Raw genomic sequence first — 22,968 nt, 5'->3', positions numbered from 1 at the left:
TTGCGGCAAATAAGCGGGCAGGCCGGGCTGGCTGATGCAGATCAAGCCCGGTTCCAGGCTTCAGTCGCGCTGGTCATGCATCCAGCAGGCGCTTTGGCGGCGTACTACTTCGGACAGAGAGCCGCTGTCGCGATACACATCGCGCAGCCACTGACTGTCCGACTGGCGCTTGAGCGTACGCTCGCGCAGTGCGGCCAGTTCTGCCTCGCAACCCAGTGCAGCGGCGTGTGCCTGTAGGCTGCCCAGGGTTGCCAGCAGATCGTCCTGCACGCTGGTCTGCTGAGCGGCGCTACCATCCACCAGTACGCCATCAAAGCCGAAGCGGCAGGCCTGGAAGCGGTTGTAGCTGTAGGTCAGGTAGCGCTCCGGACGGATGTCCTGCCATTCATCTTCCAGGCAGCGGCGGGCCAGCATCTGGGCGTAGGCGGCCAGCAGGGTGGGCGTGACGATGTCCAGCGGGGTGTCGCAGATGCGGACTTCTACCGTGCCGTATTCAGGTTTGGGGCGGATGTCCCAGTAAAAATCCTTCATGCTGGCGACGATGCCCAGTCGTGCCATGTCCTGAAAGTAATCGTTGAACTGGTCCCAGTTTTCCACCCCGGGCATGCAGCCGGACAGCGGGAAGGCATTGACGCTGGTCAGGCGGGAAGTCTGGAATAGCGTGTCCATGCCCTGATAGAAGGGGGATGACGCGGACAGGGCAATGAAGTGGGGAATGTAACGCGCCAGATAATGACTTAGGCGGATGGCGCTGTCGCCGTCCGGGCAGCCGATGTGAATGTGCTGGCCGTAGACGGTGAACTGCTTGGCCAGGTAGCCGTACAGCTCGGAAACCAGTTGATAGCGAGCTTTGGGGTAGATCTGTTGCTTGCTCCAATGCTGGAAGGGGTGGGAGCCGCCACCTGCCAGACCGAGGTTCAGCTTCTCTGCGCTGTTTACCAGCAACTGGCGGATGGCCTGCAGCTCCTGCAGCATGCTGGCGCTGCCCTGGTGGATGGCGGTGCCGATTTCAATCATGCCCTGGGTAATTTCCGGCTTGATGTCGTAGCCGTGGGTTTGGCGGTCTACCAACAGCAGCAAGTCGTCCGAGCCGCGGGTCAGGTTGTAGTCGCGGCGGTTGACAATCATCAGCTCCAGTTCCACGCCCAGGGTCAGCGGGGTACTGTTATTGAATTCCAGCATGTCATTGCTCCTTGCAGATGTCGCCGGTCTGTTGCAGGGCTAGGCGGCACAGCCAGGGCCCGGCCAGCTCGCTGATTAACAGAACTGCCATCATGCTGGCGGCAGCACTGCCAGCCTGCGTACCCAGCGCCAGAGCGCTCATGCTGAGCAGCATGGCGCTGCCGCCTGATAAGGGATTGAGCGCCAGTCCCAGCCACAGGCCACGACGACGGGTGAGGCAGTTGGCCGGTGCCAGCAGAAACCAGAACAGCATGGCAATGGCGCTGCGCAACAGCAGATAGCCCAGTGCCAGTGGCCAGTGGCTTGCCAGTGCCTGCGGTTGCAGCCAGGCACCGGCTGCCACGAAAAAGGCGACAAAGAAAAAGTGGCTGCCCGCCAGCAAGCCTGGTTCGCTCACGCTTTCGCCACCCCGCAGATTGCGGGTGGCAAGGCCGAAAACCAGCAAGGCCAGTGCGGGCAGGGTGTTCAGCATGCCGGCCAGCCCGACCAGCAGGGCGATCAAGCCGAATAGCAGCACGGTCTGCTGCTGACGCTGATGGCCCAGCCAGTGGTTGAGGGCAATCGCCAGCAGTCCGGCCAGCAGTCCAAGCAAGCTGGAACCCAGAATTAGCCAGGCCGGGGTGAGCAGGCTGTCCTCCGGCGGATGATTGTTGAGCAGATGGGCCGAGCCCAGCGCAATGGCAAAGGCCAGTAGCGACAGCAGGCTGGATAGCGCTGTGGCAGTGGCCAGTCGGTCGCTAACCTGGCCCTCGGCCCGGCCTTCGCGCAGCATTTCCAGAATGACGATGGGCGAGGTGGCCATGCCGATGGCAGCCATCGCGGTGCTGCTTTGCCAGTCGAGCCCGGCATTGGATAGCAAGGTGCACAGCGCGGCAAATACCAGCAGGCAGTAAGCCAGGGTACTTAGCAGCAGGGTGCGCTCCGCGCGCAGCCAGCGCAGGTCCACCCGACGGCCGCTTTCAAACAGGGCCAGGCCCAGGGCCAGGTTGACGAAGAGATCGGCGGCGCGCAGCAAGTCTTCATTCAGCACATGCAGGCTGGCTGGCCCGATGATCAGCCCGATCAGTACATAGCCGGTCATGGCCGGCAGCCGGGCAATGCGGTTGGCAATCTGGCCGCCAATAACACCCAAGGTTAGCAGGATGCCAAAGGCGGCAAGCGGGTTCAGTACAAGGTGCTGCCATGGAAAATGAGGCATGGGCGTCTCCGTGGTCTGTGAGTCGGGCCTGGGTGGGCAGGGGCAAGGCCGGGAGCGGCGCTGGACGATGAAGCCGTGTGGGTACAGTAAAGCAGGGTCTGGTTAATCAGAGACTGCTGATTTAGCAGAAGGGTTCCGCGCTGGGGCCGATTTTCCTCTGCGAAGCGGACAGCCAGTCAGGGTGGCTGCCATGAAAAACGGCCCTTGCAGGGCCGTGGGATGGGGGCGGTGGGTGTCAGCGCCGGCGCTGCTCTTGCCACAGCAGATGGCAACCCAGCAACACACCCATACCGCACAGCGCCAGTACATAGTGTGCAGGTGCCTGCGGATTGGTTTTCATCCACAGCGTAACCGCCATCGGTGTCAGGCCGCCGAAGATGGCATAGGACAGATTGTAGGAGAAGGACAGGCCGGTAAAGCGAACGGCGGGCGGGAAGGCGCGCACCATGACGTAGGGAACGGCACCGACAATCCCCACGCTAAACCCTGCCAGTGCGTAGAGGGCATACAGCTGACTGCTGTCGATGGCGATTGTCGTATAGAAATGATGACTGCTTGCGCCCAGTAGCAGGCTGCCAAGAATGAAGGTAAGGCCGCTGCCCAGGCGGTCGATGATGCGGCCGGCCAGAATGCAGCCGACGATCAGGGCCAGTGTGGCCAGGCTGTTTGCTTTAAGGCTGGTAGCGGCGGCAATGCCGAACTGCTTTTGTAGATAGGCCGGTGTCATCAGGATGACCACCACAATGGCAGCGGACAGCAGCCAGGTGAGCAGCATGGAAACGACGACTGCATGCTGGTGTTGCTGCAGCACGGTCTTCAGCGGTAGTTCATCAGCCAGTGCCTTCTTGGCCTGCATTTCGGCAAAGACCGGGGTTTCCTCCAGCCACTGGCGCAAGTACATGGCGATCAGACCAAAGATGCCACCAGTCAGGAAGGGAAGCCGCCACGCCCAGTTGGCAATCTGCACTGGGCTGAAACTGCTGTTGATCAGCGTGGCCAGCAGTGAGCCCAGCAGGATGCCGGCGGTCAGTCCTGCGGTGAGTGTGCCGCAGGCATAGCCGGTGTGGCGGGCAGGTACGTGCTCTGCCACGAACACCCAGGCACCCGGCACCTCGCCGCCAATGGCAGCACCCTGCAGGATGCGCAAGGCCAGCAGCGCCAGCGGGGCAGCAATGCCTATGCTGGCATAGGTGGGCAGCATGCCCATCAGCAGGGTGGGGACGGCCATCAGCACGATGGATAGGGTGAACATGCGCTTGCGTCCCAGCTTGTCGCCAAAGTGGGCCATGACAATGCCGCCCAGTGGGCGGGCCAGGTAACCGGCAGCAAAGATGCCGAAGGTTTGAAACTGGCGCAGCCAGTCCGGCATGTCAGGCGGAAAGAACTGCTGGCCAATGACCAGGGCAAAAAATACGAAGATGATGAAGTCGTAGAATTCGAGTGCGCCGCCCAGGGCGGCCAGGGCCAGGGTGCGGTAATCCTGGCGGGTGAGCGGGCGTGGGGCTGCCTGTCCAGCCTGGTTGTGGTGCGGGATCATGCGTGTTCTCTATGGTGGGTGAGCGGAGCGGCCGATCTGCGTCGGCGTGATGCATTTGCGAGTGCAAGTGGAGAATACGGGACAGGTGGTGGGCAAGGCAATGAGAATAGATGCCGCCAGGCAGCATCTAATTGCGCACTTTCAACTTTAAATTAAGTAAAGTTTTTCCAGAGCAAGAAAAACTTCAGGATTGCTGTGTTTTTATGCTAAATGCGTGATTGCAGCTGAGTCAGTGTGTCGGCGGCTTCCTGCATGATGCGGTCGAACAGTTGCTGCACGTCAGGAATGTCGTCGATCAGGCCTTGCACCTGGCCAATCAGTTGAACCCCCTTCTGGTGGTTGCCTTCTTCGATGGCCAGGCGGATGGATTCGGTGGCCGCACCAAACAAGGCCAGCTGGCGCAGCTCTTGCGGCTTTTTCAGCATGCCGCCCAGCGCCACTTTCAGCACAGGCATGCCCATCTTGCGGGCTACGCTACTGGCTTTCCACGCAGCCGCCAGCAAATTCATCGGTTTGCGGCTGGCTGCGCGTGCGGCGGGTGAGTCCATCATGCGGCACCATAGACCATCGAAGTTGCGCGAATATAGCGTGTCGCCCACGCCGCGCTGGCGGATCATCTCCTTGCTGGTGGTGTGTACCGGGCTTTCCTGCGTCATCGCCAGGCGGCTGCCCATGGCGATGGCATCGGCGCCGAGCGCCAGTGCCGCCATCAGCCCGGCACCGCTGCCGAAGCCGCCGGCGGCAATAATGGGCAGGCTGCTTGCTTTGCGGATGGCCGGGATCAGCACCAGCGAAGTAACTTCTCCTCCGTGCGCTGCGGCTTCATGACCGGTGACCAGCAAGCCGTCCACGCCGGATTTTTCTGCCGAGATGGCGTGCTTTTCCGTCACCACGGTGGCAATCACCTTGCCGCCATAGGCATGGGCACGCTGGACGATCCAGTCGCCCTTGCCCAGTGAGAAGTTGATGATGGGGACTTGTTCTTCCAGTGCCACTTCACAGTTCTCCCGCGCGCCGGGCATCATCAGCGTGCAGCCGATGCCAAAAGGCTTGTCGGTAAGTTCGCGGATGCGGCGGATGGCACTGCGTGTCATCTCCGGGCTGAGCGGGCCGGTGGCCAGAATGCCCAGACCGCCGGCATTGGCAGTGGCTGCCACCAGTTCCGGGGTGGCGATATAGCTCATGCCGGGGCAGGCTAGCGGGAGTTGAATGCCAAATGTTGCAGTAAATCGGGTTTGCATGATGATGGCCGCCGGGTGGTTTACACTATGGCGCTATTGTTCAGGCTTTTTTCGAAAAATTCAAACGGTTGTTTGATTATGTATATGGTATTGATTGGCTGGCTCTACGTAGTGCTGATGCTCGCCGTGGCGCAAAACAGCCTGTGGGCAACGTTTTCCATTTTGTTCTTTATGGGATTTCTGCCTACCTTGTTTATTGCAAGAATGACACGCCGCAAGCTGCGAAAGCGGCAGGAATTGGCGCGCGAGCAGGAAAATGCGGGCAAGACGCTTGAGTGAGGTGGCCTGGCGGTGCTAAAATCCTGCGTCCTCTGCATTGGGCAGGGGAAACACTACGCACATCCGTGCCAAAGGGTGCCGTCAATACAAAGCGACGGTTGTCTGCGCGGATGGAGGCTTAACCCTTTAAGGAGTTTTTGCATGTCCACCAACGTTACCATGCGTCAAATGCTTGAGGCCGGCGTTCACTTCGGCCACCAAACCCGTTTCTGGAACCCGAAGATGGCTCAGTACATCTTTGGCAGCCGCAACAAGATTCACATCATCAACCTGGAAAAGACTCTGCCGCTGTTTATCGGCGCCCAGGAATATGTGCGTCGTCTGGCTGCCAACAAGGGCACCGTAATGTTTGTTGGTACCAAGCGTCAGGCGCGTGAGATCGTCCGTGAAGAAGCTGCCCGCGCTGGCATGCCGTTTGTTGATCACCGCTGGCTCGGCGGCATGCTGACCAACTACAAGACCGTGAAGCAGTCCATCAAGCGTCTTGAAGAGAAGCGTGCCATCCTGGAAGGCGCTGACATGGGTTACAACAAGAAAGAACTGTTGGACCTGCAACGTGAAGTTGACAAGCTGGAGCGCTCGCTGGGCGGTATCAAGGATATGAAGGGCCTGCCGGATGCCATCTTCGTTATCGACACTGGCTACCAGAAAGGTACCATTGTTGAAGCCAAGAAACTGGGTATTCCGGTAATCGGCGTTGTTGATACCAACAACTCGCCGGATGGCATCGACTACGTGGTTCCGGGTAACGACGACTCCAGCCGTGCCATCCGCCTGTACGCTCGCGGCATCGCCGACGCCGTACTGGAAGGCCGCGCTCAGTCGCTGCAAGAAGTCGTAGCCGCCGCTGAATCGGCCCAGGCTGAGTAAGCAGACTCGAAAGAGGGGCGAAAGCCCCTTTTTTGAGACCTGACTACCCTTACATATCGAATACAGGAGTTACAAGATGGCGGAAATCACCGCAAAAATGGTTTCGGATCTGCGCGCTGCCACCGGTCTGGGCATGATGGAATGCAAGAAGGCTCTGGTTGAAGCTGAAGGCGACGCAGCCAAGGCTGAAGAAATCCTGCGCATCAAGTCCGGCAACAAGGCTTCCAAGATGGCTGGCCGTCTGGCTGCCGAAGGTATCATCGGTTCTTACGTGGCCGGCGGCGTTGGTGCCCTGGTTGAAGTGAATTGCGAAACCGACTTTGTTGCCAAGGACCCGACCTTCCTGGCGCTGGCTGCTGCTGCTGCCCAGGCTGCTGCAACTGCTAACCCGGCTGATGTTGAAGCCCTGTCCGCCGTGGAAGTGGATGGCGTGTCTGTTGAAGAAATCCGCAAGGCTGCCATCGCCAAGCTGGGCGAGAACATGACCATCCGTCGTTTCGTGCGTTACGAAACCGCCGGTAACATCGCTACCTACCTGCATGGTGCCAAGATCGGCGTGATCGTCGACCTGAAGGGCGACGAAGCGCTGGGTCGCGATATCGCCATGCACATCGCTGCTTCCAAGCCGATCTGTGTTTCCAAGGATCAGGTTCCGGCCGAAACCCTGGAACAAGAACGCAAGATCTACACCGCTCAGGCTGCCGAATCCGGCAAGCCGGCCGATATCGTCGCCAAGATGGTAGAAGGCCGCGTCAACAAGTTCCTGGCTGAAGTGACCCTGGTTGGTCAGCCCTTCGTCAAGAATCCGGACGTGACTGTAGAAAAACTGCTGGCTGAAAAATCTGCTTCCGTAAACGCATTCGCCATGTTCGTTGTTGGCGAAGGCATCGAGAAGAAGGTTGTGGACTATGCTGCTGAAGTGGCTGCCGCTGCCAAGCTGTAAGTCTGACAAGACTGTATGATCAAACGGCACCCTGCCTGCAGGGTGCCGTTTTGCAAACTGAATGCCCCAAAACACCCAACTCGAGGTTACCATGAGCCAAGCTCCTTCCTTTAAACGCATTCTGCTCAAGCTGTCCGGTGAGGCCCTGATGGGCGACGATAACTACGGCATCAACCGCTCGACCATCGAGCAGATTGTTGGTCAGATCAAGGAAGTGGTAGAGCTGGGCGTGCAAGTGGGTATCGTGATCGGTGGCGGTAACATCTTCCGTGGCGTTTCCAGTGCTGCCAGTGGTATGGATCGTGCCACTGCCGACTACATGGGCATGATGGCCACCGTGATGAATGCGTTGGCGCTCAAGGATGCCATGGGCAAGGTAGGTGTGGTGGCACGGGTACAGTCCGCCCTCACCATGCAGCAGATTGCCGAGCCCTATGTGCGTGGCAAGGCCATGCAATACCTGGAGGAGGGTAAGGTGGTGATTTTTGGTGCCGGCACCGGTAACCCCTTCTTCACCACCGACACCGCAGCAGCCCTGCGCGGCATGGAAATGAATGTCGACATCATGCTCAAGGCCACCAAGGTGGATGGCGTGTACACTGACGACCCGAAGAAAAATCCTGATGCCGTGCGCTACCAGACCCTGACTTTTGATGAGGCCATTGGTCGCAATCTCAAGGTAATGGATGCCACCGCCTTTGCGCTGTGCCGTGACCAGCACCTGAATATCAAGGTGTTCAGCATCTTCAAGCAGGGCGCGCTCAAGCGCGTAGTGCTTGGCGAAGACGAAGGCACGCTGGTACACTGCTGAGCTTGACGAATACCAAGGGGCGGAAACGGCTGGAAGCCGCTTTCCGCCTTGTTTTTCAAAGTACCGATTTTTGGAGCAAGCATGATTAATGAAGTCAAGAAATCCGCCGAGCAGAAGATGACCAAGTCTCTGGAGGCGTTCAAGACCGACCTGACTAAAGTACGTACGGGTCGCGCCCATACCGGCATTCTTGATCATGTCATGGTCGACTACTACGGTAGCGACGTGCCGGTTAATCAGGTAGCCAATGTCAGCCTGATTGATGCCCGCACCATTGGCGTGCAGCCTTGGGAAAAGAATATGGCCGCCAAGATCGAAAAAGCCATCCGCGATTCTGATCTGGGCCTGAACCCGGCATCCATGGGTGAGATCATCCGCGTACCGATGCCGATGCTGACCGAAGAACGCCGTCGTGACCTGATCAAGGTGGTGAAGGGCGAAGCCGAAGGTGCCCGCGTTGCCGTGCGCAATATCCGCCGTGATGCCAACAACGAATTCAAGAATCTGATCAAGGACAAGGCCATTACCGAGGATGAAGAGCGTCGCGGTCAGGATGACATCCAGAAAATGACCGACAAGTTCATCGCCGAGATCGACAAGGCGCTGGCCGGCAAAGAAGCAGACCTGATGGCGGTATAAAGGAAATAGCCTTGTTTGGAAGCTCCACCAAGGACGTGCCGGAGGTGCGCTGCGTACCCCGGCACATCGCCATCATCATGGATGGCAATGGCCGCTGGGCCAAAAAGCGTTTCCTGCCGCGGGTGGCTGGTCACAAGAAGGGCCTGGATACCGTCCGTGAAATCGTCACCGCCTGCAAGGAAATGGGGGTGGAGCACCTGACGCTGTTTGCCTTCTCCACCGAAAACTGGCGGCGTCCGCCGGATGAGGTGACTTTCCTGATGGATCTGTTTCTCCGTGCGCTGGAAGGCGAAGTCAGCAAGCTGCATGCCAACAACATCCGCCTGCGGGTGTTGGGCACGCGCGAGCGCTTCAGTCCGGCATTGGCCGAGCGCATTCAGGCGGCGGAAGACAAGACGGCAGGCAATGATGGCCTGGTGCTCAGCATCGCGGCAGATTATGGCGGCCGCTGGGACGTGCTCAATGCGGTCAATGGCCTGATTGCCGATGGCGTCAGCGAAATCACCGAAGAAAACCTGGCCGCGCGCTTGTCCACGCACTGGGCGCCGGAGCCGGATCTGTTCATTCGCACCGGTGGTGAGCAGCGCATCAGCAATTTTTTGCTGTGGCAGCTGGCTTACTCCGAACTGTACTTCACTGATCTGTTGTGGCCGGATTTTGACCGCAGTGCGCTAGAAGCGGCCCTGCAGTCTTACCGCGAACGTGAGCGCCGTTTCGGGCGCACCAGCGAACAGCTGCCCGTACAGCAGCGCAGAAACTGACCCCTCATGCTCAAAACCCGCATTCTGACTGCTCTGGTATTGCTGCCGCTGATGCTGGCCGCCTTGTTTCTGTTTCCGGCAACGGCCTGGGCTGGCTTTTCCTGGCTGATCATCCTGCTGGCCCTGTGGGAGTATTCCCGCATGACCGGGCTGCAAGGCGTGGTGCGCTGGGGCTATCTGGCCGCCACAAGCGCCTTCGCCGCCATTTCCTGGCAACAGGGCTGGCAGATGCCGCTGGCGGCGCATGTGCTGTCGCTGCTGTTCTGGCTGCTGGTCATGCCCTTGTGGCTGGCTAAGCGCTGGACGGTGAAGTCGCCCGTGCTAGCCGCACTGTTGGGGTGGGTGTTGATGCTGCCGGCCTGGTACGGTTTTCTGGAATGGCGCTCGCAGGCAGACGTCAGCCACGCGCAGACCCTGCTGGCCGTGATGGGTTTGGTGTGGGTGGCTGATGTGACCGCCTATTTCTCCGGTAAGGCCTTTGGCAAGCATAAGCTGGCTCCTTCCATCAGTCCGGGGAAAAGCTGGGAAGGCGTGTATGGTGCCCTGGTGGGCGTGGCGATCTATGTCGTCATCGTCACCCGGCTGGGCTGGATTTCCGTTGGTCTGCCGGTATGGGCGCTGGTGCTGCTGGCGCTGCCATTGACTGCGGTCAGCGTATGTGGGGATTTGCTGGAATCCTGGTTCAAGCGCGCCTCCGGCATCAAGGACAGCAGCAAGCTGTTGCCGGGCCATGGCGGTGTTTATGATCGAATCGATAGTCTCATTGCCGTTCTGGCAGTCAGCAATGCGCTGCGCGTGCTGGGCGGGCTGTAAGCTCATCTCATGAAACCTCAAGGCATTGCAGTTCTTGGGGCAACCGGCAGCATCGGCGTCAATACGCTGGATGTGGTTGCCCGTCATCCTGACCGTTACCGGGTAGTGGCACTCAGCGGTCATCGTCAGGTGGATCGCCTGTTCGAGCAGGCGTGTCGTTTTCGTCCTCTTTATGTCGTGGTGGCCGATGCCGCTGCCGCCAATACCCTGCAGGGCCGTCTGCGTGAGCAGGGGCTGGCAACCGAGGTGCTGCACGGCGCGGTAGCGCTGGAGCGCGTGGCTGCCTTGCCCGAGGTGGATGTCGTCATGGCAGCAATTGTCGGGGCTGCCGGCTTGCCGTCTGCGATGGCTGCTGCACGCGCTGGCAAGAAAATACTGCTGGCCAACAAGGAATCGCTGGTGGTGGCGGGTCGCCTGTTCATGGAGGCGGTGCGCGAGCATGGTGCCACCCTGTTGCCGGTAGACAGCGAGCACAACGCCATTTTCCAGTCCTTGCCGCATGACTATGCCGGTAATCTCGACGCATCCGGCATCCGCAAGATCATTCTTACCGCTTCCGGCGGCCCCTTCCGTCAGCATAGCGCCGAGGCCTTGCTGCAGGTCACGCCGGATGATGCCTGCCGTCATCCCAACTGGGTGATGGGGCGCAAGATTTCGGTGGACTCGGCCAGCCTGATGAACAAGGGGCTGGAAGTGATCGAGGCGCACTGGCTGTTCTCTGCGCCGCCTGAGCGCATCGACGTGGTGGTGCATCCACAAAGTGTCATCCATTCCATGGTGCAATACCGCGATGGCTCGGTGATGGCGCAGCTGGGTTCTCCCGATATGCGTACGCCGATTGCCTGCGCACTGGCCTGGCCGGAACGTATCGAAGCCGGGGTAAATTCACTGGATTTCTTTAGTATGGGCTCGCTTACGTTCGAGCAGCCCGATCTGGCCCGTTTCCCCTGTCTTGGTCTCGCTTTCTCCTCGCTGCGCAGTGGTGGCGATGCCCCTGCGGTGCTCAATGCGGCCAATGAAGTGGCGGTGGCGGCCTTCCTGGAAGGGCGCTTGCGCTTTGTCGATATTGCCGGGGTGGTTGAAGCCACGCTGGCTGGTGTCAGCCTGTCGGCCAGTGTGTCGCTGGCTGATTTGCTGGACAAGGATGGTGAAGCGCGTCGCTTTGCCATGAACAAGGTGGGTTCATGCTGACATTCCTGGCATTCCTGGTGGCCATTGGTGTGCTGGTCACGTTTCACGAGCTGGGTCATTACTGGGTGGCTCGCCTGTGCGGAGTAAAGGTGCTGCGCTTTTCGGTAGGTTTTGGTGCGCCGCTATATACCTTCCGTCGCGGTGATACCGAGTGGGCCATCAGCCCGATTCCGTTGGGCGGCTATGTGCGCATGCTGGATGAGCGCGAGATGGAAGTGGCACCCGAAGAGCGCCATCTGGCTTTCAATACCCAGTCGGTATACAAGCGCATGGCCATTGTGGCGGCCGGTCCGCTGGCCAATCTGGTACTGGCTGTGCTGTTTTACTGGGTTGTGATTGCTGGTGGTGTCACGCAGTTGCTGCCGCAAATCGGCACGGTGATTACCCCCAGTCTGGCCGCTACTGCCGGCTTCCAGCCGGGCGACCGCGTGCTGTCGGTCAATGGACAGAAAGTGGATGACTGGCAAGGCTTGCGACTGGCGCTGGTGGATGCGGTTGGCAGTGGCGATGTGCCGCTACGGCTGCAAGTCAAAACCGCGCAGTCGGCCACGGTGCTGCGTAGCATCGATCCGGCCCAGGCGGATGAGGACAGTCTCAAGGCGCTGGAACAGGGCAATCCCGGCTTCATGCCCATGCGCTATTTGCCGGCCATTGGCGGTGTCGAGGAGGGCGGCGTAGCAGCCCACGCCGGCCTTAAGGCAGGTGATAAGCTGATTTCTGTCGATGGTAAGCCGTTGGCCAGCTGGGATGCCTGGGTGAGGCTGATTCACGAAAGTCCGGGCAAGGAGTTGCTGATCCGTATCGAGCGTGATGGCAAGGCGCTGGATGTAAAGCTGCGTCCGGCTACGGTGGCGGATGGTGATGTGATGATAGGCCGCATTGGCGCAGCCCCGCTGCCGGATGCCGCCTGGATGAAGCAATTGGCCTTTGTGCACCGGCCTGCCGTGGCCGAGGCGGGTGTCGAAGCCCTGCGCAAGATGAGCGATACCGCCTGGATGAGCTTGAAGTTCCTGGGCCGCATGGTGATTGGTCAGGCGTCGCTGGACAATTTGTCCGGACCGCTGACTATTGCCAGCATCGCCGGTCAGACCGCGCGTGAAGGCTGGAGTCCCTACCTGGAATTCCTGGCGCTGATCAGCGTCAGCATCGGGGTGCTTAATCTGTTGCCAATACCTGTGCTGGATGGTGGGCACTTAATGTATTATGTCGCGGAGCTGGTTAAAGGCCGCCCGCTAAGCGAGCGCGCGCAACTGTTTGGACAGAAGATCGGATTCATCCTGCTGGCGTCACTGATGCTGTTTGCCGTGCTGAACGATATCAGCCGCCTTTTTGGGGGTTAAAACAAACCTATGAAATTGAAATTACTCGCGGCCGCTGTGCTGGGCATGACTACGGCAACAGCTGTTTGGGCTGCGGATCCGTTCGTGATCAAGGATATCCGCGTTGAAGGCCTGCAACGTACCGAAGCCGGTACGGTCTTCAACTACCTGCCGGTCAAGGTGGGTGACACTTTCAGCGATGAAAAGGCACGTGAATCCATCAAAAGCCTGTTCGCAACCGGTTTTTTTGATGATGTGCGCGTAGAGTCGCGTGATGGTGTGGTGATTGTTGCCGTGGCCGAGCGCCCGGTCATTACCCAGCTGAACATCAACGGTGCCAAGGAGTTCAGCAAGGACCAGCTGAAGAAGGCGCTCAAGGACAACGGTTTTGCCGAGTCCCGCATTTTTGATCAGGCCCTGCTGGACGGTGCGGTACAGGAGCTGAAGCGCCAGTACTACAGCCGTGGCAAGTATGCGGTGGAGATCACCCCGCAGGTGACCAAGCTGGAGCGTAACCGTGTTGCGGTGACGCTGGACATCACCGAAGGCATCACTGCCCAGATCAAGGACATTCATATTGTCGGCAACAAGGCATTCAGCCAGGACAAGCTGCTGGATGAAATGTCGCTGACGTCGGGTGACTGGCTGTCCTGGCTGACCAAGGACAATCAGTATTCCAAGCAGAAGCTGACTGGCGATCTGGAAAAGCTGAAGGCTTTCTACCAGAACCAGGGCTATCTGGAATTCAATATCGAATCCACCCAGGTTTCCATCAGCGCCGACAAGGAACACATGTTCCTGACGCTCAACATCAATGAAGGCAGCAAGTTTACTGTTGCCGACATCAAGTTGGCCGGTGACCTGAAGGTGCCGGAGGCGGATCTGCGCAAGCTGATTACCGTGAAGTCCGGTGAGGTGTTCAACAACGAGAAGGTCACTGATAGCGTGAAGGCGCTGAGTGATCGTCTGGGCAATGACGGCTATGCCTTTGCCAACGTCAATGCGCTGCCGGATATCAATCGCGACAAGCAGCAGGTTGGTTTCACCTTCTTCGTTGACCCGGGTCGCAAAACCTATGTGCGCCGTGTCAATATCGCTGGCAATACCAAGACCCGTGACGAAGTGGTGCGCCGCGAGCTGCGCCAGCTGGAAGGCTCGGTTTACAACGCTGCCAATGTGAAGCGCAGCAAGGATCGTGTCGAGTTGCTGGGTTACTTTGAAGATGTCAACGTGGAAACCCCGGCGGTGGCGGATGCGCCAGACCAGGTGGACATGAACATCACCCTTAAAGAGCGTGCTACCGGCAGCATTTCCGCGGGTGTGGGCTTTGTACAGGGCGAGGGCATTCAGCTGTCGGCCAGTATTTCCCAGAGCAATATCTTTGGCTCAGGCAAATACATGTCCTTCGGTATTTCCAATGGCTCGGTCAACAAGTCGGCGACCTTGTCGTTTACCGACCCTTACTTTACCGCCGACGGTGTAAGTCTGGGTTATGACCTGTACCATCGCGTGTACAAGCCGTATAACAGCTCGTCGTCCAGCACCACGCACTACAAGACATCGACAGATGGTGTTGCCATGCGCTTTGGTGTGCCGGTTACCGAAACCGACCGCATCAACTTCAGCCTGGGTCTGGAACAAACCAAGGTGGGCACCTGGAGCGATAGTCCGACCCGCTATCTGGACTTCGTCAACAAGTACGGCAGCAACAACCTGTCGCTGATCGGTACCGCCGGTTGGGGACGCGATACCCGTGACAGCTCGCTGTGGCCGACTCGTGGCGCCAATATCAAGGTACAGGCCGATGCGGCCCTGCCGGGTGGTGATCTCGAATGGTATCGCCTGACCCACTCGCAGCAATGGTTCTTCCCGCTGACCAAAACCTTCACCCTGATGTTGAACGGTGAAGTAGGCTATGCCAACGGTTATGGCAAAACCAATACCTTGCCGTTCTTCCAGAACTTCTATCTGGGTGGTCTGGGCTCGGTGCGTGGCTACGACACCAACAGTCTGGGTCCCAAGGACGCCAGCACGGGTGACTATCTGGGTGGTACCCGCAAGGCAGTCGCCAATGCGGAAGTGCTGTTCCCCTTCCCGGGCATGAAAGACAACAAGTCGGTGCGTGCCAGCGTATTCTTTGATGCCGGTTCGGTATGGGATAGCACCATCAGCGGCAGTACGCCTAGCAGCGAGTTGCGCTATTCCACCGGTGCAGCCGTCACCTGGCTGTCCCCGCTGGGGCCGATGAAGTTCAGTCTGGCCAAGGCACTGCGCAAGAAGGAAGGCGACAAGTATCAGAGCTTCCAGTTCCAGCTGGGTACCGTCTTCTAAACCTAAAGAGGCCTGAACATGAAATCTTCTTTCAAATGGCTGATTGCCGGGCTGGCGCTGGTCAGCCTGCAGGCCTCGGCTGCTGATTTCAAGCTGGGTTTTGTCAATATCGAGCGGGTATATCGTGAAGCGGCACCGGCCATTGCCATCCAGAAAAAACTGGACAAGGAGTTTGCCGACCGCCGCGCCGAGCTGAAAAAGATGGAAAAGCGTGCCAAGGAGCTGGAGGGCCTGATGGCCAAGAGCACGCTGTCCATCGATGACCGCAAGCGCTACGAACGCGAATATGCTGGCTTGGATCGCGACTATCAGGCCAAGGGCCGTGAATTGTCGGAAGACTTCAACCAGCGCCGCAATGAGGAGTTTGCTTCGGTACAGGAGCGGGCCAACCGCGTGCTGCGGCAGATTGCCGATCGCGAACAATATGACCTGATCCTGCAGGATGTGGTTTACGTCAATCCCAAGTACGACCTGACCGGCAAAGTCCTGAAGGAACTTGAGAAGTAATCCTGCGCAACTGTTACGGGAGAAGCCGACCCGTGGTCGGCTTTAATTTTTGATGGCGTATACGCTTTCTCATATCGTGGCCAGCCTGGGCGGCGTGCTCAAGGGCGCAGACCGCACGGTCGAGCGCCTGGCACCGCTGGATGTGGCTGCTGCCAGCGATATTACCTTTCTGTCCAATCCCAAGTACCGCAAGCAGCTGGATGATTGCGCTGCCGGTGCAGTGATTGTTTCACCCAAACTGGAAGCCGAACTCGATACCTCGCGCTCCTGGATTCTGGTGGATGATCCCTATCTGTATTTTGCCAAGGTGGCCACGCTGTTCCACCCGCCGGCTAAGGCGCGGCCCGGCATTCATGCCACGGCCACAGTAGGCCAGGGTGCCGTGATAGCCGCCAGCAGCGAAGTGCGCGAGCACGTCAGCATTGGTGCCGCTGCCGTCATCGGCGAACGCTGCATCCTGCATCCGGGTGTGGTGATTGGTGATGGCACCGTGCTGGGTGACGATGTGGTGCTGTATCCCAATGTTACGGTTTACCACGGCTGCGTGCTGGGTAACCGCGTTGCCGTGCATTCCGGCAGCGTGATTGGTGCCGACGGCTTTGGCCTAGCCTGGGCCAAGGACCAGTGGTTCAAGATTCCGCAAACCGGACGCGCCATCCTGGAGGATGATGTCGAAGTCGGTGCCAACACCACCATTGACCGTGGTGCGCTGGCTGACACCATTATCCGCCGCGGTGCCAAGATCGATAACCTGGTGCAGATTGCCCATAACGTGCAGATTGGCGAACACACCGCCATTGCCGGTTGCGTGGGCATTGCCGGCAGCACCACCATCGGCGCGTATTGCACGGTGGGCGGGGCCGCCATGTTTGTCGGTCATATCGAAGTAGCGGACAAGACGCATATCGGCGGCGGCACCCTGGTGTCCAAATCCATTCGCCAGCCGGATACCTATGCCTCGTCCTACCCGCTGCAAACCATGAAGGAATGGCTGGGTAACGCCGTTCACGTAAGACATCTGGACGATCTCGCCAAGCGGATAAAACAACTGGAGCGCGAGATCGGCACTCTGAAAGAAAACAAGGACAACAGTAATGACTGAGCACGCCGTAAGCATCGATGTACGTGAAATCATGAAGTGCCTGCCGCACCGCTATCCCTTCTTGCTGGTGGATCGCGTAACGGAAATGGTGCCGGATACCCGCATCAAGGCGCTGAAAAACGTCACCATCAACGAGCCTTTTTTCTGCGGCCACTTCGAGCAGTACCCGGTGATGCCGGGTGTGCTGATTATCGAAGCACTGGCGCAGGCAGCCGGTATTCTGGCCATCAAGAGTCAGGGGGAGCGCGGTGAAAACGAGCTGTACTTCTTTGTCGGCATCGACAAGGCCCGCTTCAAGCGCCAGGTGGTGCCGGGCGATCAGCTGATCTTCGAAGTGGAGCAGATTACCGTCAAGCGTGGCATCGGCAAATACAATGCCCGCGCGCTGGTGGATGGTCAGGTGGCTTGCGAAGCCGAAATCATGTGTGCCAAGCGCGAGGTCTGATCATGGCCATTCATCCGACTGCGATTGTCGATCCCAAGGCCAGGATTGCCGATGATGTTGAAATCGGTGCTTACTCCATCATCGGGCCGGATGTCAGCATAGACAGTGGTACCTGGGTGGGTCCGCACGTGGTGATCGAAGGGCATACCAGCATCGGCAAGAACAACCGCATTTTCCAGTTCAGTTCGCTGGGTGCGGTGCCGCAGGACAAGAAATACGCCGGTGAGCCTACCCGGCTGGAAATCGGCGACAACAACACCATCCGCGAGTTCTGCACCTTCAATATCGGTACGGCGCAGGATGTGGGCGTTACCCGGCTGGGCAATAACAACTGGATCATGGCCTATGTGCATCTGGGCCATGACTGCCAGATCGGCAACAACACCATCTTTGCCAACAACGCCACACTGGGCGGCCATGTGCATATCGGTGACTGGGTGATTCTGGGTGGTTTCACCAGCGTGCACCAGTTTGCCATCATCGGCGATCACGCCATGACCGCCTTTGCCAGTGCCGTGGCGCAGGATGTGCCACCGTATGTGATGGCACACGGCAACCGTGCAGTGCCTGCCGGCATCAATGCCGAGGGTCTGAAGCGTCGTGGCTTTACCCCGGAGCAAATCCGCCGCGTGCGTAATGCCTACAAGGCGCTGTACCGCCAGGGCCTGCAGTACGATGCCGCCAAAGAGGCAATTCTGGCCGAGGCGCAGCAAGGCCATGCCGAGCTGGAACCGTTTACCCGCTTCTTTGCCCAGTCCGAGCGAGGCATCATCCGCTGATCATGTCTGAACCCTTGTTCAAGCGCCAAGGCGCGCTCAAGGTGGCCATGGTGGCCGGAGAAGCCTCCGGCGACCTCTTGGCCGCTCACCTGATGGAAGCCCTGCAGGCACGCCATGCCGATATCGAATTTGCCGGTATCGGTGGCCCGCGTATGGAAGCACGTGGTTTTTCTTCCATGGTGCCGCAGGAAAAACTGGCCGTGCGTGGCTATGCCGAGGTGTTGCGCTGTCTGCCAGAGCTGCTGCGCATCCGCCGGACGCTGCGCGAGCGGCTGAAGGCAGAAAAACCCGATGTTTTCATTGGTGTGGATGCACCGGATTTCAATCTGGCGCTGGAAGCTGCGCTGAAAAAAAGCGGCCTGGCTACTATCCACTACGTCAGCCCTTCGGTGTGGGCCTGGCGGCTGGAGCGTATCTACAAGATAGGCAAAGCAGCCAACCGCGTGCTGTGCCTGTTTCCGATGGAGCCGGCCCTGTATCAGCAGGCCAAGGTCAAGGCCGACTTTGTCGGCCATCCTCTGGCCAATGAAATCCCCATGGTGCCTGACCAGTTTGCCATGCGTGAGCAACTGGGCCTGCCGCGCCAGGGACCGGTCTTCACCCTGATGCCGGGCAGTCGCAAGAGCGAGCTGGAGTTCATGGCCCCGCTGTATATCGAGGCCGCCCGCATGCTGTTGCGCGACTATCCGGATGCCACCTTCCTGGTGCCGCTGGCCACGCGCGCCACCATGGATCTGTTCGACCGCATGCTAACCCGGCACAAGGCTTGGGATCTGCCGCTGCGCAAGCTGTTCGGCCATGCGCAGATGGCAATGATTGCCAGCGATGTAGTGCTGGTGACCAGCGGCACCGCCACGCTGGAAGTGGCGTTGACCAAGCGGCCGATGGTGATCAGCTACAAGCTGTCCTGGCTGACTTATCAATTGGTGAAGCGCAAGATCAAGCTGCCTTACGTGGGGCTGCCCAATATCCTGTGTGGTCGCTTTGTGGTGCCGGAGCTGCTGCAAAAGGACGCGACTGCCATCAAGCTGGCCGCCGAGGTCAAGCGCTTGTACGAAGACAAGGACGCTCGTGTTGAAATGATGCAGGCCTTCACTGAGCTGCATCAGTCCTTGCTGGCCGATACGGCAGAGCTGGCCGCCACGGCGGTGTTGCAGGAGGCGGGATGTCAGCTGCAGCCGGCATGAGCGACATCCTGATTGCCGGTGTGGATGAAGCCGGGCGCGGACCGTTGGCGGGGGCGGTGTTTGCCGCCGCAGTCATTCTGGATCCGGCGCAGCCGATTGACGGTCTGGCCGATTCCAAGGTGTTGAGCGAAGCACGTCGTGACGCGCTGGCCGTGCTGATCAAACGTGATGCGCTGGCTTGGTGCATTGCCAGTGCCAGTGTTGAGGAAATCGACAAGCTCAATATTCTGCAGGCCACCATGCTGGCCATGAGCCGGGCAGTGGCCGGCCTGGCCGTGCAGCCGGGCAGGGTGCTGATTGATGGCAATCGTGTGCCCAAGCAGATCAGCCTGCCGTCTGAAGCCATCGTTAAAGGCGATGCCAAGGTGCAGGCCATTTCGGCTGCATCCATCCTGGCCAAGACGGCCAGGGATGCCGAACTGATTGCGCTGGATGCTCTGCATCCGCAGTACGGCTTTGCCCGCCACAAGGGCTATCCCACCGCCGAACACCTGGCCGCGCTGGAGCAGCATGGCGCGCTGGCCGAGCACCGCAAATCCTTCGGACCGGTCAAGGCCTGGATTGCCCGCCAGCAAGGGCAGCTGTTTTAGACGGCCCGGCATGTCTGATACTGCCAAATCCTGCTTTCCCCCGGTTGTAGATGTACACACCCGTCTGCTGATTCTGGGCTCCCTGCCCGGAGATGCTTCCTTGCAGGCGGCGCAGTATTACGCCCATCCGCGCAATCAGTTCTGGCGTTTACTGGGCGCAGTGACCGGGCAGGATCTGGCCACCTTGCCCTATGCTCAGCGTCTTTCTGCCATGCAGTTACATGGTGTGGGTCTGTGGGATGTAGTGGCGGAAGCCCGTCGCAAGGGCAGCCTGGATACCGATATCCGTGCAGCCAGCGCCAATGACCTGACCGCCTTGTGTAGCACCTTGCCCGGCCTGCGTGGAATTGCCTTCAATGGCGCAACGGCAGCTGGTATTGGCCGCCGTCAGTTGGCTGGCCTTGCCGGCCAGCTGCAGTTGATCGATCTGCCATCCTCCAGCCCCGCCCATACCATGGCCTATGCCAGCAAGCTGACGCAGTGGCTGAAACTGGCTGATCTGTTGCGCTGATGGTGTCACTTTGTGGGGTTTTTGCTGTCTTGTTTCGGGTGTTATTCGCTTAAATGCATATACAAATAAGAATGGTTTTGGGTAGGGATTTTTTATTATCCATACTGCTGGTTATTGTTTGCATTGTCCTGGTTTGTAATTTATTTCAATAAATACAGTAAGTTATGTTTGGTGTTTTTTTGGAAGAGCTAACTATTTTTCAGCAACGGTGTAGCCATGTAATCAGTGCGGCGTGCTGCACCTGCACATGAAAACTTATTGTATATACAATAAGGCTTGATTAGCATCGTGACAGATGAGTCACCGGTACAGGTGGCCTTCCTGCTGTCGATATGGTGGGTAGCGGCCAGTCCAGGCCGCCGCCATGTCGGTTTGCTCTGCCAAGGAGAACTGTCATGAAGCTGTATTCCTCCCCCCGGGCGCATCGTCGCCCTTGCTGCTGGCCACCGTCTATCGGTCCGGCGGCTGCCTGCCTGTTCCGCCCCGTTCATCTGCTTAGCAGGGGGTAGCCATGTTCCTATCCGGATTTGGCCCGCTCATTCTGGCGGGCAGCTGGGTGACCTTGAAGCTGTCACTACTTTCCCTGCTGTTGTCCATGCTGATCGGTCTGGCCGGTGCCAGCTCCAGGCTGTCCAAAGCCAGATTGCTGCGCGGCTGGGCCACGGCCTATACCACGCTGATCCGCAGCGTGCCTGATCTGGTGCTGATGCTGCTGCTGTTCTACAGCTTGCAACTGGGCCTGAACCAGTGCACCGAGGCGCTGGGCATGGCGCAGATCGATATCGATCCTTTTCTGGCCGGCGTGGTGACCCTGGCTTTCATTTATGGTGCCTACTTTACCGAAACCTTCCGTGGTGCCTTTCTGTCGGTGCCAGCCGGGCAGATCGAAGCCGCCATCGCCTATGGCATGACGCCGTGGCAGAGCTTTCGCCGCGTGCTGTTTCCGCAAATGATGCGCTTTGCCCTGCCAGGCATCGCCAATAACTGGCAGGTGCTGGTCAAGGCCACCGCGCTGGTATCCATCATCGGGTTGGCTGATATCGTCAAGGCCACCCAGGACGCGGGCAAGGCCACCATGCAGATGTTCCTGTTTGCGGTGGTGGGCGCGCTGATGTATCTGCTGATCACCACGGTGTCCAATCTGGTACTGCTCTGGCTGGAAAATTATTATTCGGCCGGCGTGCGAAAGGCGGTTCTATGATCGATATCATCCAGACTTACTGGCAGGCCTGGCTGTGGAATGACGGCTATCACCTGTCCGGCGTGGCGATGACCTTGTGGCTGCTGATCGCCTCAGTGCTATGTGGTTTTTGCCTGTCGATTCCGCTGGCGGTTGCGCGGGTATCGTCGCGGCGCTGGATTCGCGGGCCGGTCTGGTTCTATACCTATGTATTCCGTGGCACGCCCTTGTATATCCAGTTGCTGATCTTTTATTCCGGCATTTACAGCCTGCACGTGGTGCGTTCGGTGGAATTGCTGGAGCATTTTTTCCGAGAAGGCATCAACTGCACCATCCTGGCTTTTGCGCTGAATACCTGTGCCTACACCACCGAAATCTTTGCCGGTGCCATTCGTGCCATTCCCTATGGCGAGATCGAGGCGGCGAGCGCACTGGGCATGTCGCCCTGGGTCAAATACACCCGCATCATCATCCCCGCCATGTTGCGCCGGGCGCTGCCTTACTACAGCAATGAAGTCATCCTGATGCTGCATGCCACCACCGTGGCCTTTACCGCCACCGTGCCGGACATCCTCAAGGTGGCGCGCGATGTCAATGCGGCTACCTACGCATCGTTCGAAGCCTTTGGCATCGCCGCTGTGCTGTATGCCTGCATTGCTTTTGGACTGGTATGGCTGTTCCGTCAGTGTGAAAACCGCTGGTTAGCCTTTTTGCGCCCGATGGGCCACTGATTTCCGGAGTCTGGAGAGTTGTCATGTACAAACTGACTGTGAATGATCTGCATAAAAAATATGGCCAGCATGAAGTGCTGAAGGGGGTGTCGCTCAAGGCCAAGGCCGGCGATGTGATCAGCATCATCGGCTCGTCCGGTTCGGGCAAGAGCACCTTTCTGCGCTGCATCAATTTTCTGGAACAGCCCTGCGCCGGGGAAATCAGCCTGAACGGCGAAGTGCTGCAGACCGAGCTGGACAAAAAAGGTAGCCAGCGTCCGCGTGATCCGAAACAATTGCAGAAAATGCGCACCGAGCTGTCCATGGTGTTCCAGCATTTCAATCTGTGGTCGCACATGACGGTGCTGGAAAACATTATCGAAGCGCCCATGCATGTGCTGGGGCTGTCCCGCGACGAAGCCTTGCAGCGCGCACGCAAATACCTGACCAAGGTAGGGCTGACTGAACAGCAGGAAAACAAGTACCCATCCCACCTGTCCGGCGGCCAGCAGCAACGGGTAGCCATTGCCCGGGCGCTGGCGATGGAGCCGGAAGTGATGCTGTTTGACGAGCCCACTTCGGCGCTGGACCCGGAACTGGTCGGCGAGGTATTGCGCGTGATGCAGGCACTGGCCGAGGAGGGCCGCACCATGGTGGTGGTGACCCATGAAATGGGCTTTGCCCGCAATGTGTCCAACCATGTCATCTTTCTGCATCAGGGCCGGATCGAGGAAGAAGGGCACCCGGCTACGGTGCTCAGTCAGCCCAAAAGCGAGCGTCTGCAGCAGTTTTTGTCTGGCAGCCTGAAGTAACACTGCCCGTATCCCAATCATCAGGAGTCA

The 22,968-nt window shown here is 58.8% G+C and carries 23 protein-coding genes and 1 pseudogene; 20 read left to right on the top strand and 4 right to left on the bottom strand.

The annotated features are described in order from the left end of the window. Positions 1-60 precede the first annotated feature (60 nt). The 4 genes and pseudogenes from QVF59_RS00400 to QVF59_RS00385 all read right to left on the bottom strand — a co-directional run. Complete coding sequence (locus QVF59_RS00400; RefSeq protein ID WP_287876688.1) at positions 61-1,182, bottom strand: YbdK family carboxylate-amine ligase; 1,122 nt, start codon at positions 1,180-1,182, stop codon at positions 61-63. Position 1,183: 1 nt separating this feature from the next. Next, positions 1,184-2,380 carry a cation:proton antiporter gene (locus QVF59_RS00395; protein ID WP_287876686.1) on the bottom strand — a complete coding sequence of 399 codons (1,197 nt, stop codon included), beginning with the start codon at positions 2,378-2,380 and terminating at the stop codon, positions 1,184-1,186. A gap of 235 nt (positions 2,381-2,615) precedes the next feature. Then, positions 2,616-3,917, bottom strand: coding sequence for an MFS transporter (locus QVF59_RS00390; protein ID WP_287876684.1), 1,302 nt, complete (start codon positions 3,915-3,917; stop codon positions 2,616-2,618). 206 nt (positions 3,918-4,123) lie between these two features. After that, positions 4,124-5,173 (bottom strand): annotated as a pseudogene (locus QVF59_RS00385) (NAD(P)H-dependent flavin oxidoreductase); the annotation flags it as partial. Between the two features lie 12 nt (positions 5,174-5,185). Between QVF59_RS00385 and QVF59_RS00380 the strand changes: the two are divergent. From QVF59_RS00380 to QVF59_RS00285, 20 genes are all read left to right on the top strand, one after another. Continuing rightward, complete coding sequence (locus tag QVF59_RS00380; protein WP_287876682.1) at positions 5,186-5,437, top strand: hypothetical protein; 252 nt, start codon at positions 5,186-5,188, stop codon at positions 5,435-5,437. A 141-nt stretch (positions 5,438-5,578) separates the two neighbouring features. Then, entirely contained in the window at positions 5,579-6,307 is a 729-nt protein-coding gene (gene rpsB, locus QVF59_RS00375; RefSeq protein ID WP_159877154.1) for a 30S ribosomal protein S2, read from the top strand. Positions 6,308-6,383: 76 nt separating this feature from the next. Continuing rightward, on the top strand, positions 6,384-7,250 hold the full coding sequence (tsf, locus tag QVF59_RS00370) for a translation elongation factor Ts (protein WP_159877152.1): 867 nt from the start codon (positions 6,384-6,386) through the stop codon (positions 7,248-7,250). 91 nt (positions 7,251-7,341) lie between these two features. Beyond that, positions 7,342-8,061: a UMP kinase gene (gene pyrH, locus QVF59_RS00365; protein ID WP_159877151.1), complete on the top strand. Its 720-nt coding sequence runs from the start codon at positions 7,342-7,344 to the stop codon at positions 8,059-8,061. An 81-nt stretch (positions 8,062-8,142) separates the two neighbouring features. Continuing rightward, on the top strand, positions 8,143-8,700 hold the full coding sequence (gene frr / locus QVF59_RS00360; RefSeq protein WP_159877149.1) for a ribosome recycling factor: 558 nt from the start codon (positions 8,143-8,145) through the stop codon (positions 8,698-8,700). Between the two features lie 11 nt (positions 8,701-8,711). Further along, positions 8,712-9,461: an undecaprenyl pyrophosphate synthase gene (gene uppS / locus QVF59_RS00355; protein ID WP_205677406.1), complete on the top strand. Its 750-nt coding sequence runs from the start codon at positions 8,712-8,714 to the stop codon at positions 9,459-9,461. A 6-nt stretch (positions 9,462-9,467) separates the two neighbouring features. Further along, positions 9,468-10,274, top strand: a complete 807-nt coding sequence (locus QVF59_RS00350) for a phosphatidate cytidylyltransferase (protein ID WP_159877147.1) — start codon at positions 9,468-9,470, stop codon at positions 10,272-10,274. A gap of 9 nt (positions 10,275-10,283) precedes the next feature. Next, complete coding sequence (ispC, locus tag QVF59_RS00345) at positions 10,284-11,465, top strand: 1-deoxy-D-xylulose-5-phosphate reductoisomerase (protein WP_287876679.1); 1,182 nt, start codon at positions 10,284-10,286, stop codon at positions 11,463-11,465. After that, positions 11,459-12,805 carry an RIP metalloprotease RseP gene (rseP, locus tag QVF59_RS00340; RefSeq protein ID WP_287876677.1) on the top strand — a complete coding sequence of 449 codons (1,347 nt, stop codon included), beginning with the start codon at positions 11,459-11,461 and terminating at the stop codon, positions 12,803-12,805. Before ispC ends, rseP begins: the two co-directional genes overlap by 7 nt. A gap of 9 nt (positions 12,806-12,814) precedes the next feature. Further along, positions 12,815-15,115: an outer membrane protein assembly factor BamA gene (bamA, locus tag QVF59_RS00335; RefSeq protein WP_287876675.1), complete on the top strand. Its 2,301-nt coding sequence runs from the start codon at positions 12,815-12,817 to the stop codon at positions 15,113-15,115. 18 nt (positions 15,116-15,133) lie between these two features. After that, a complete protein-coding gene (locus QVF59_RS00330) occupies positions 15,134-15,622 on the top strand; it encodes an OmpH/Skp family outer membrane protein (RefSeq protein ID WP_159877139.1) in 489 nt (162 codons plus the stop codon). Between the two features lie 52 nt (positions 15,623-15,674). Beyond that, positions 15,675-16,724, top strand: coding sequence for a UDP-3-O-(3-hydroxymyristoyl)glucosamine N-acyltransferase (lpxD, locus tag QVF59_RS00325; RefSeq protein WP_287876674.1), 1,050 nt, complete (start codon positions 15,675-15,677; stop codon positions 16,722-16,724). After that, the gene (gene fabZ, locus QVF59_RS00320; protein ID WP_287876672.1) at positions 16,717-17,169 is read left to right on the top strand and encodes a 3-hydroxyacyl-ACP dehydratase FabZ; all 453 of its coding nucleotides are present in this window, start codon (positions 16,717-16,719) and stop codon (positions 17,167-17,169) included. The genes lpxD and fabZ overlap by 8 nt, the downstream gene beginning before the upstream one ends. A gap of 2 nt (positions 17,170-17,171) precedes the next feature. Then, positions 17,172-17,948, top strand: coding sequence for an acyl-ACP--UDP-N-acetylglucosamine O-acyltransferase (gene lpxA / locus QVF59_RS00315; protein WP_159877133.1), 777 nt, complete (start codon positions 17,172-17,174; stop codon positions 17,946-17,948). 2 nt (positions 17,949-17,950) lie between these two features. Next, entirely contained in the window at positions 17,951-19,135 is a 1,185-nt protein-coding gene (gene lpxB / locus QVF59_RS00310; RefSeq protein WP_287876670.1) for a lipid-A-disaccharide synthase, read from the top strand. Beyond that, positions 19,132-19,725 carry a ribonuclease HII gene (gene rnhB / locus QVF59_RS00305; RefSeq protein ID WP_287876763.1) on the top strand — a complete coding sequence of 198 codons (594 nt, stop codon included), beginning with the start codon at positions 19,132-19,134 and terminating at the stop codon, positions 19,723-19,725. Before lpxB ends, rnhB begins: the two co-directional genes overlap by 4 nt. A gap of 10 nt (positions 19,726-19,735) precedes the next feature. Further along, complete coding sequence (locus tag QVF59_RS00300) at positions 19,736-20,236, top strand: DNA-deoxyinosine glycosylase (RefSeq protein WP_159877129.1); 501 nt, start codon at positions 19,736-19,738, stop codon at positions 20,234-20,236. Positions 20,237-20,747: 511 nt separating this feature from the next. Continuing rightward, complete coding sequence (locus QVF59_RS00295) at positions 20,748-21,437, top strand: ABC transporter permease (protein ID WP_287876668.1); 690 nt, start codon at positions 20,748-20,750, stop codon at positions 21,435-21,437. Continuing rightward, positions 21,434-22,147: an ABC transporter permease gene (locus QVF59_RS00290; RefSeq protein WP_287876666.1), complete on the top strand. Its 714-nt coding sequence runs from the start codon at positions 21,434-21,436 to the stop codon at positions 22,145-22,147. Before QVF59_RS00295 ends, QVF59_RS00290 begins: the two co-directional genes overlap by 4 nt. A gap of 23 nt (positions 22,148-22,170) precedes the next feature. Continuing rightward, positions 22,171-22,938, top strand: a complete 768-nt coding sequence (locus QVF59_RS00285; protein ID WP_159877123.1) for an ABC transporter ATP-binding protein — start codon at positions 22,171-22,173, stop codon at positions 22,936-22,938. The last annotated feature ends 30 nt before the right edge of the window (positions 22,939-22,968 follow it).

Source organism: Aquitalea sp., assembly GCF_030150775.1.
GTDB lineage: Bacteria > Pseudomonadota > Gammaproteobacteria > Burkholderiales > Chromobacteriaceae > Aquitalea > Aquitalea denitrificans.
This window is presented reverse-complemented; position numbering and strand designations above follow the sequence as displayed.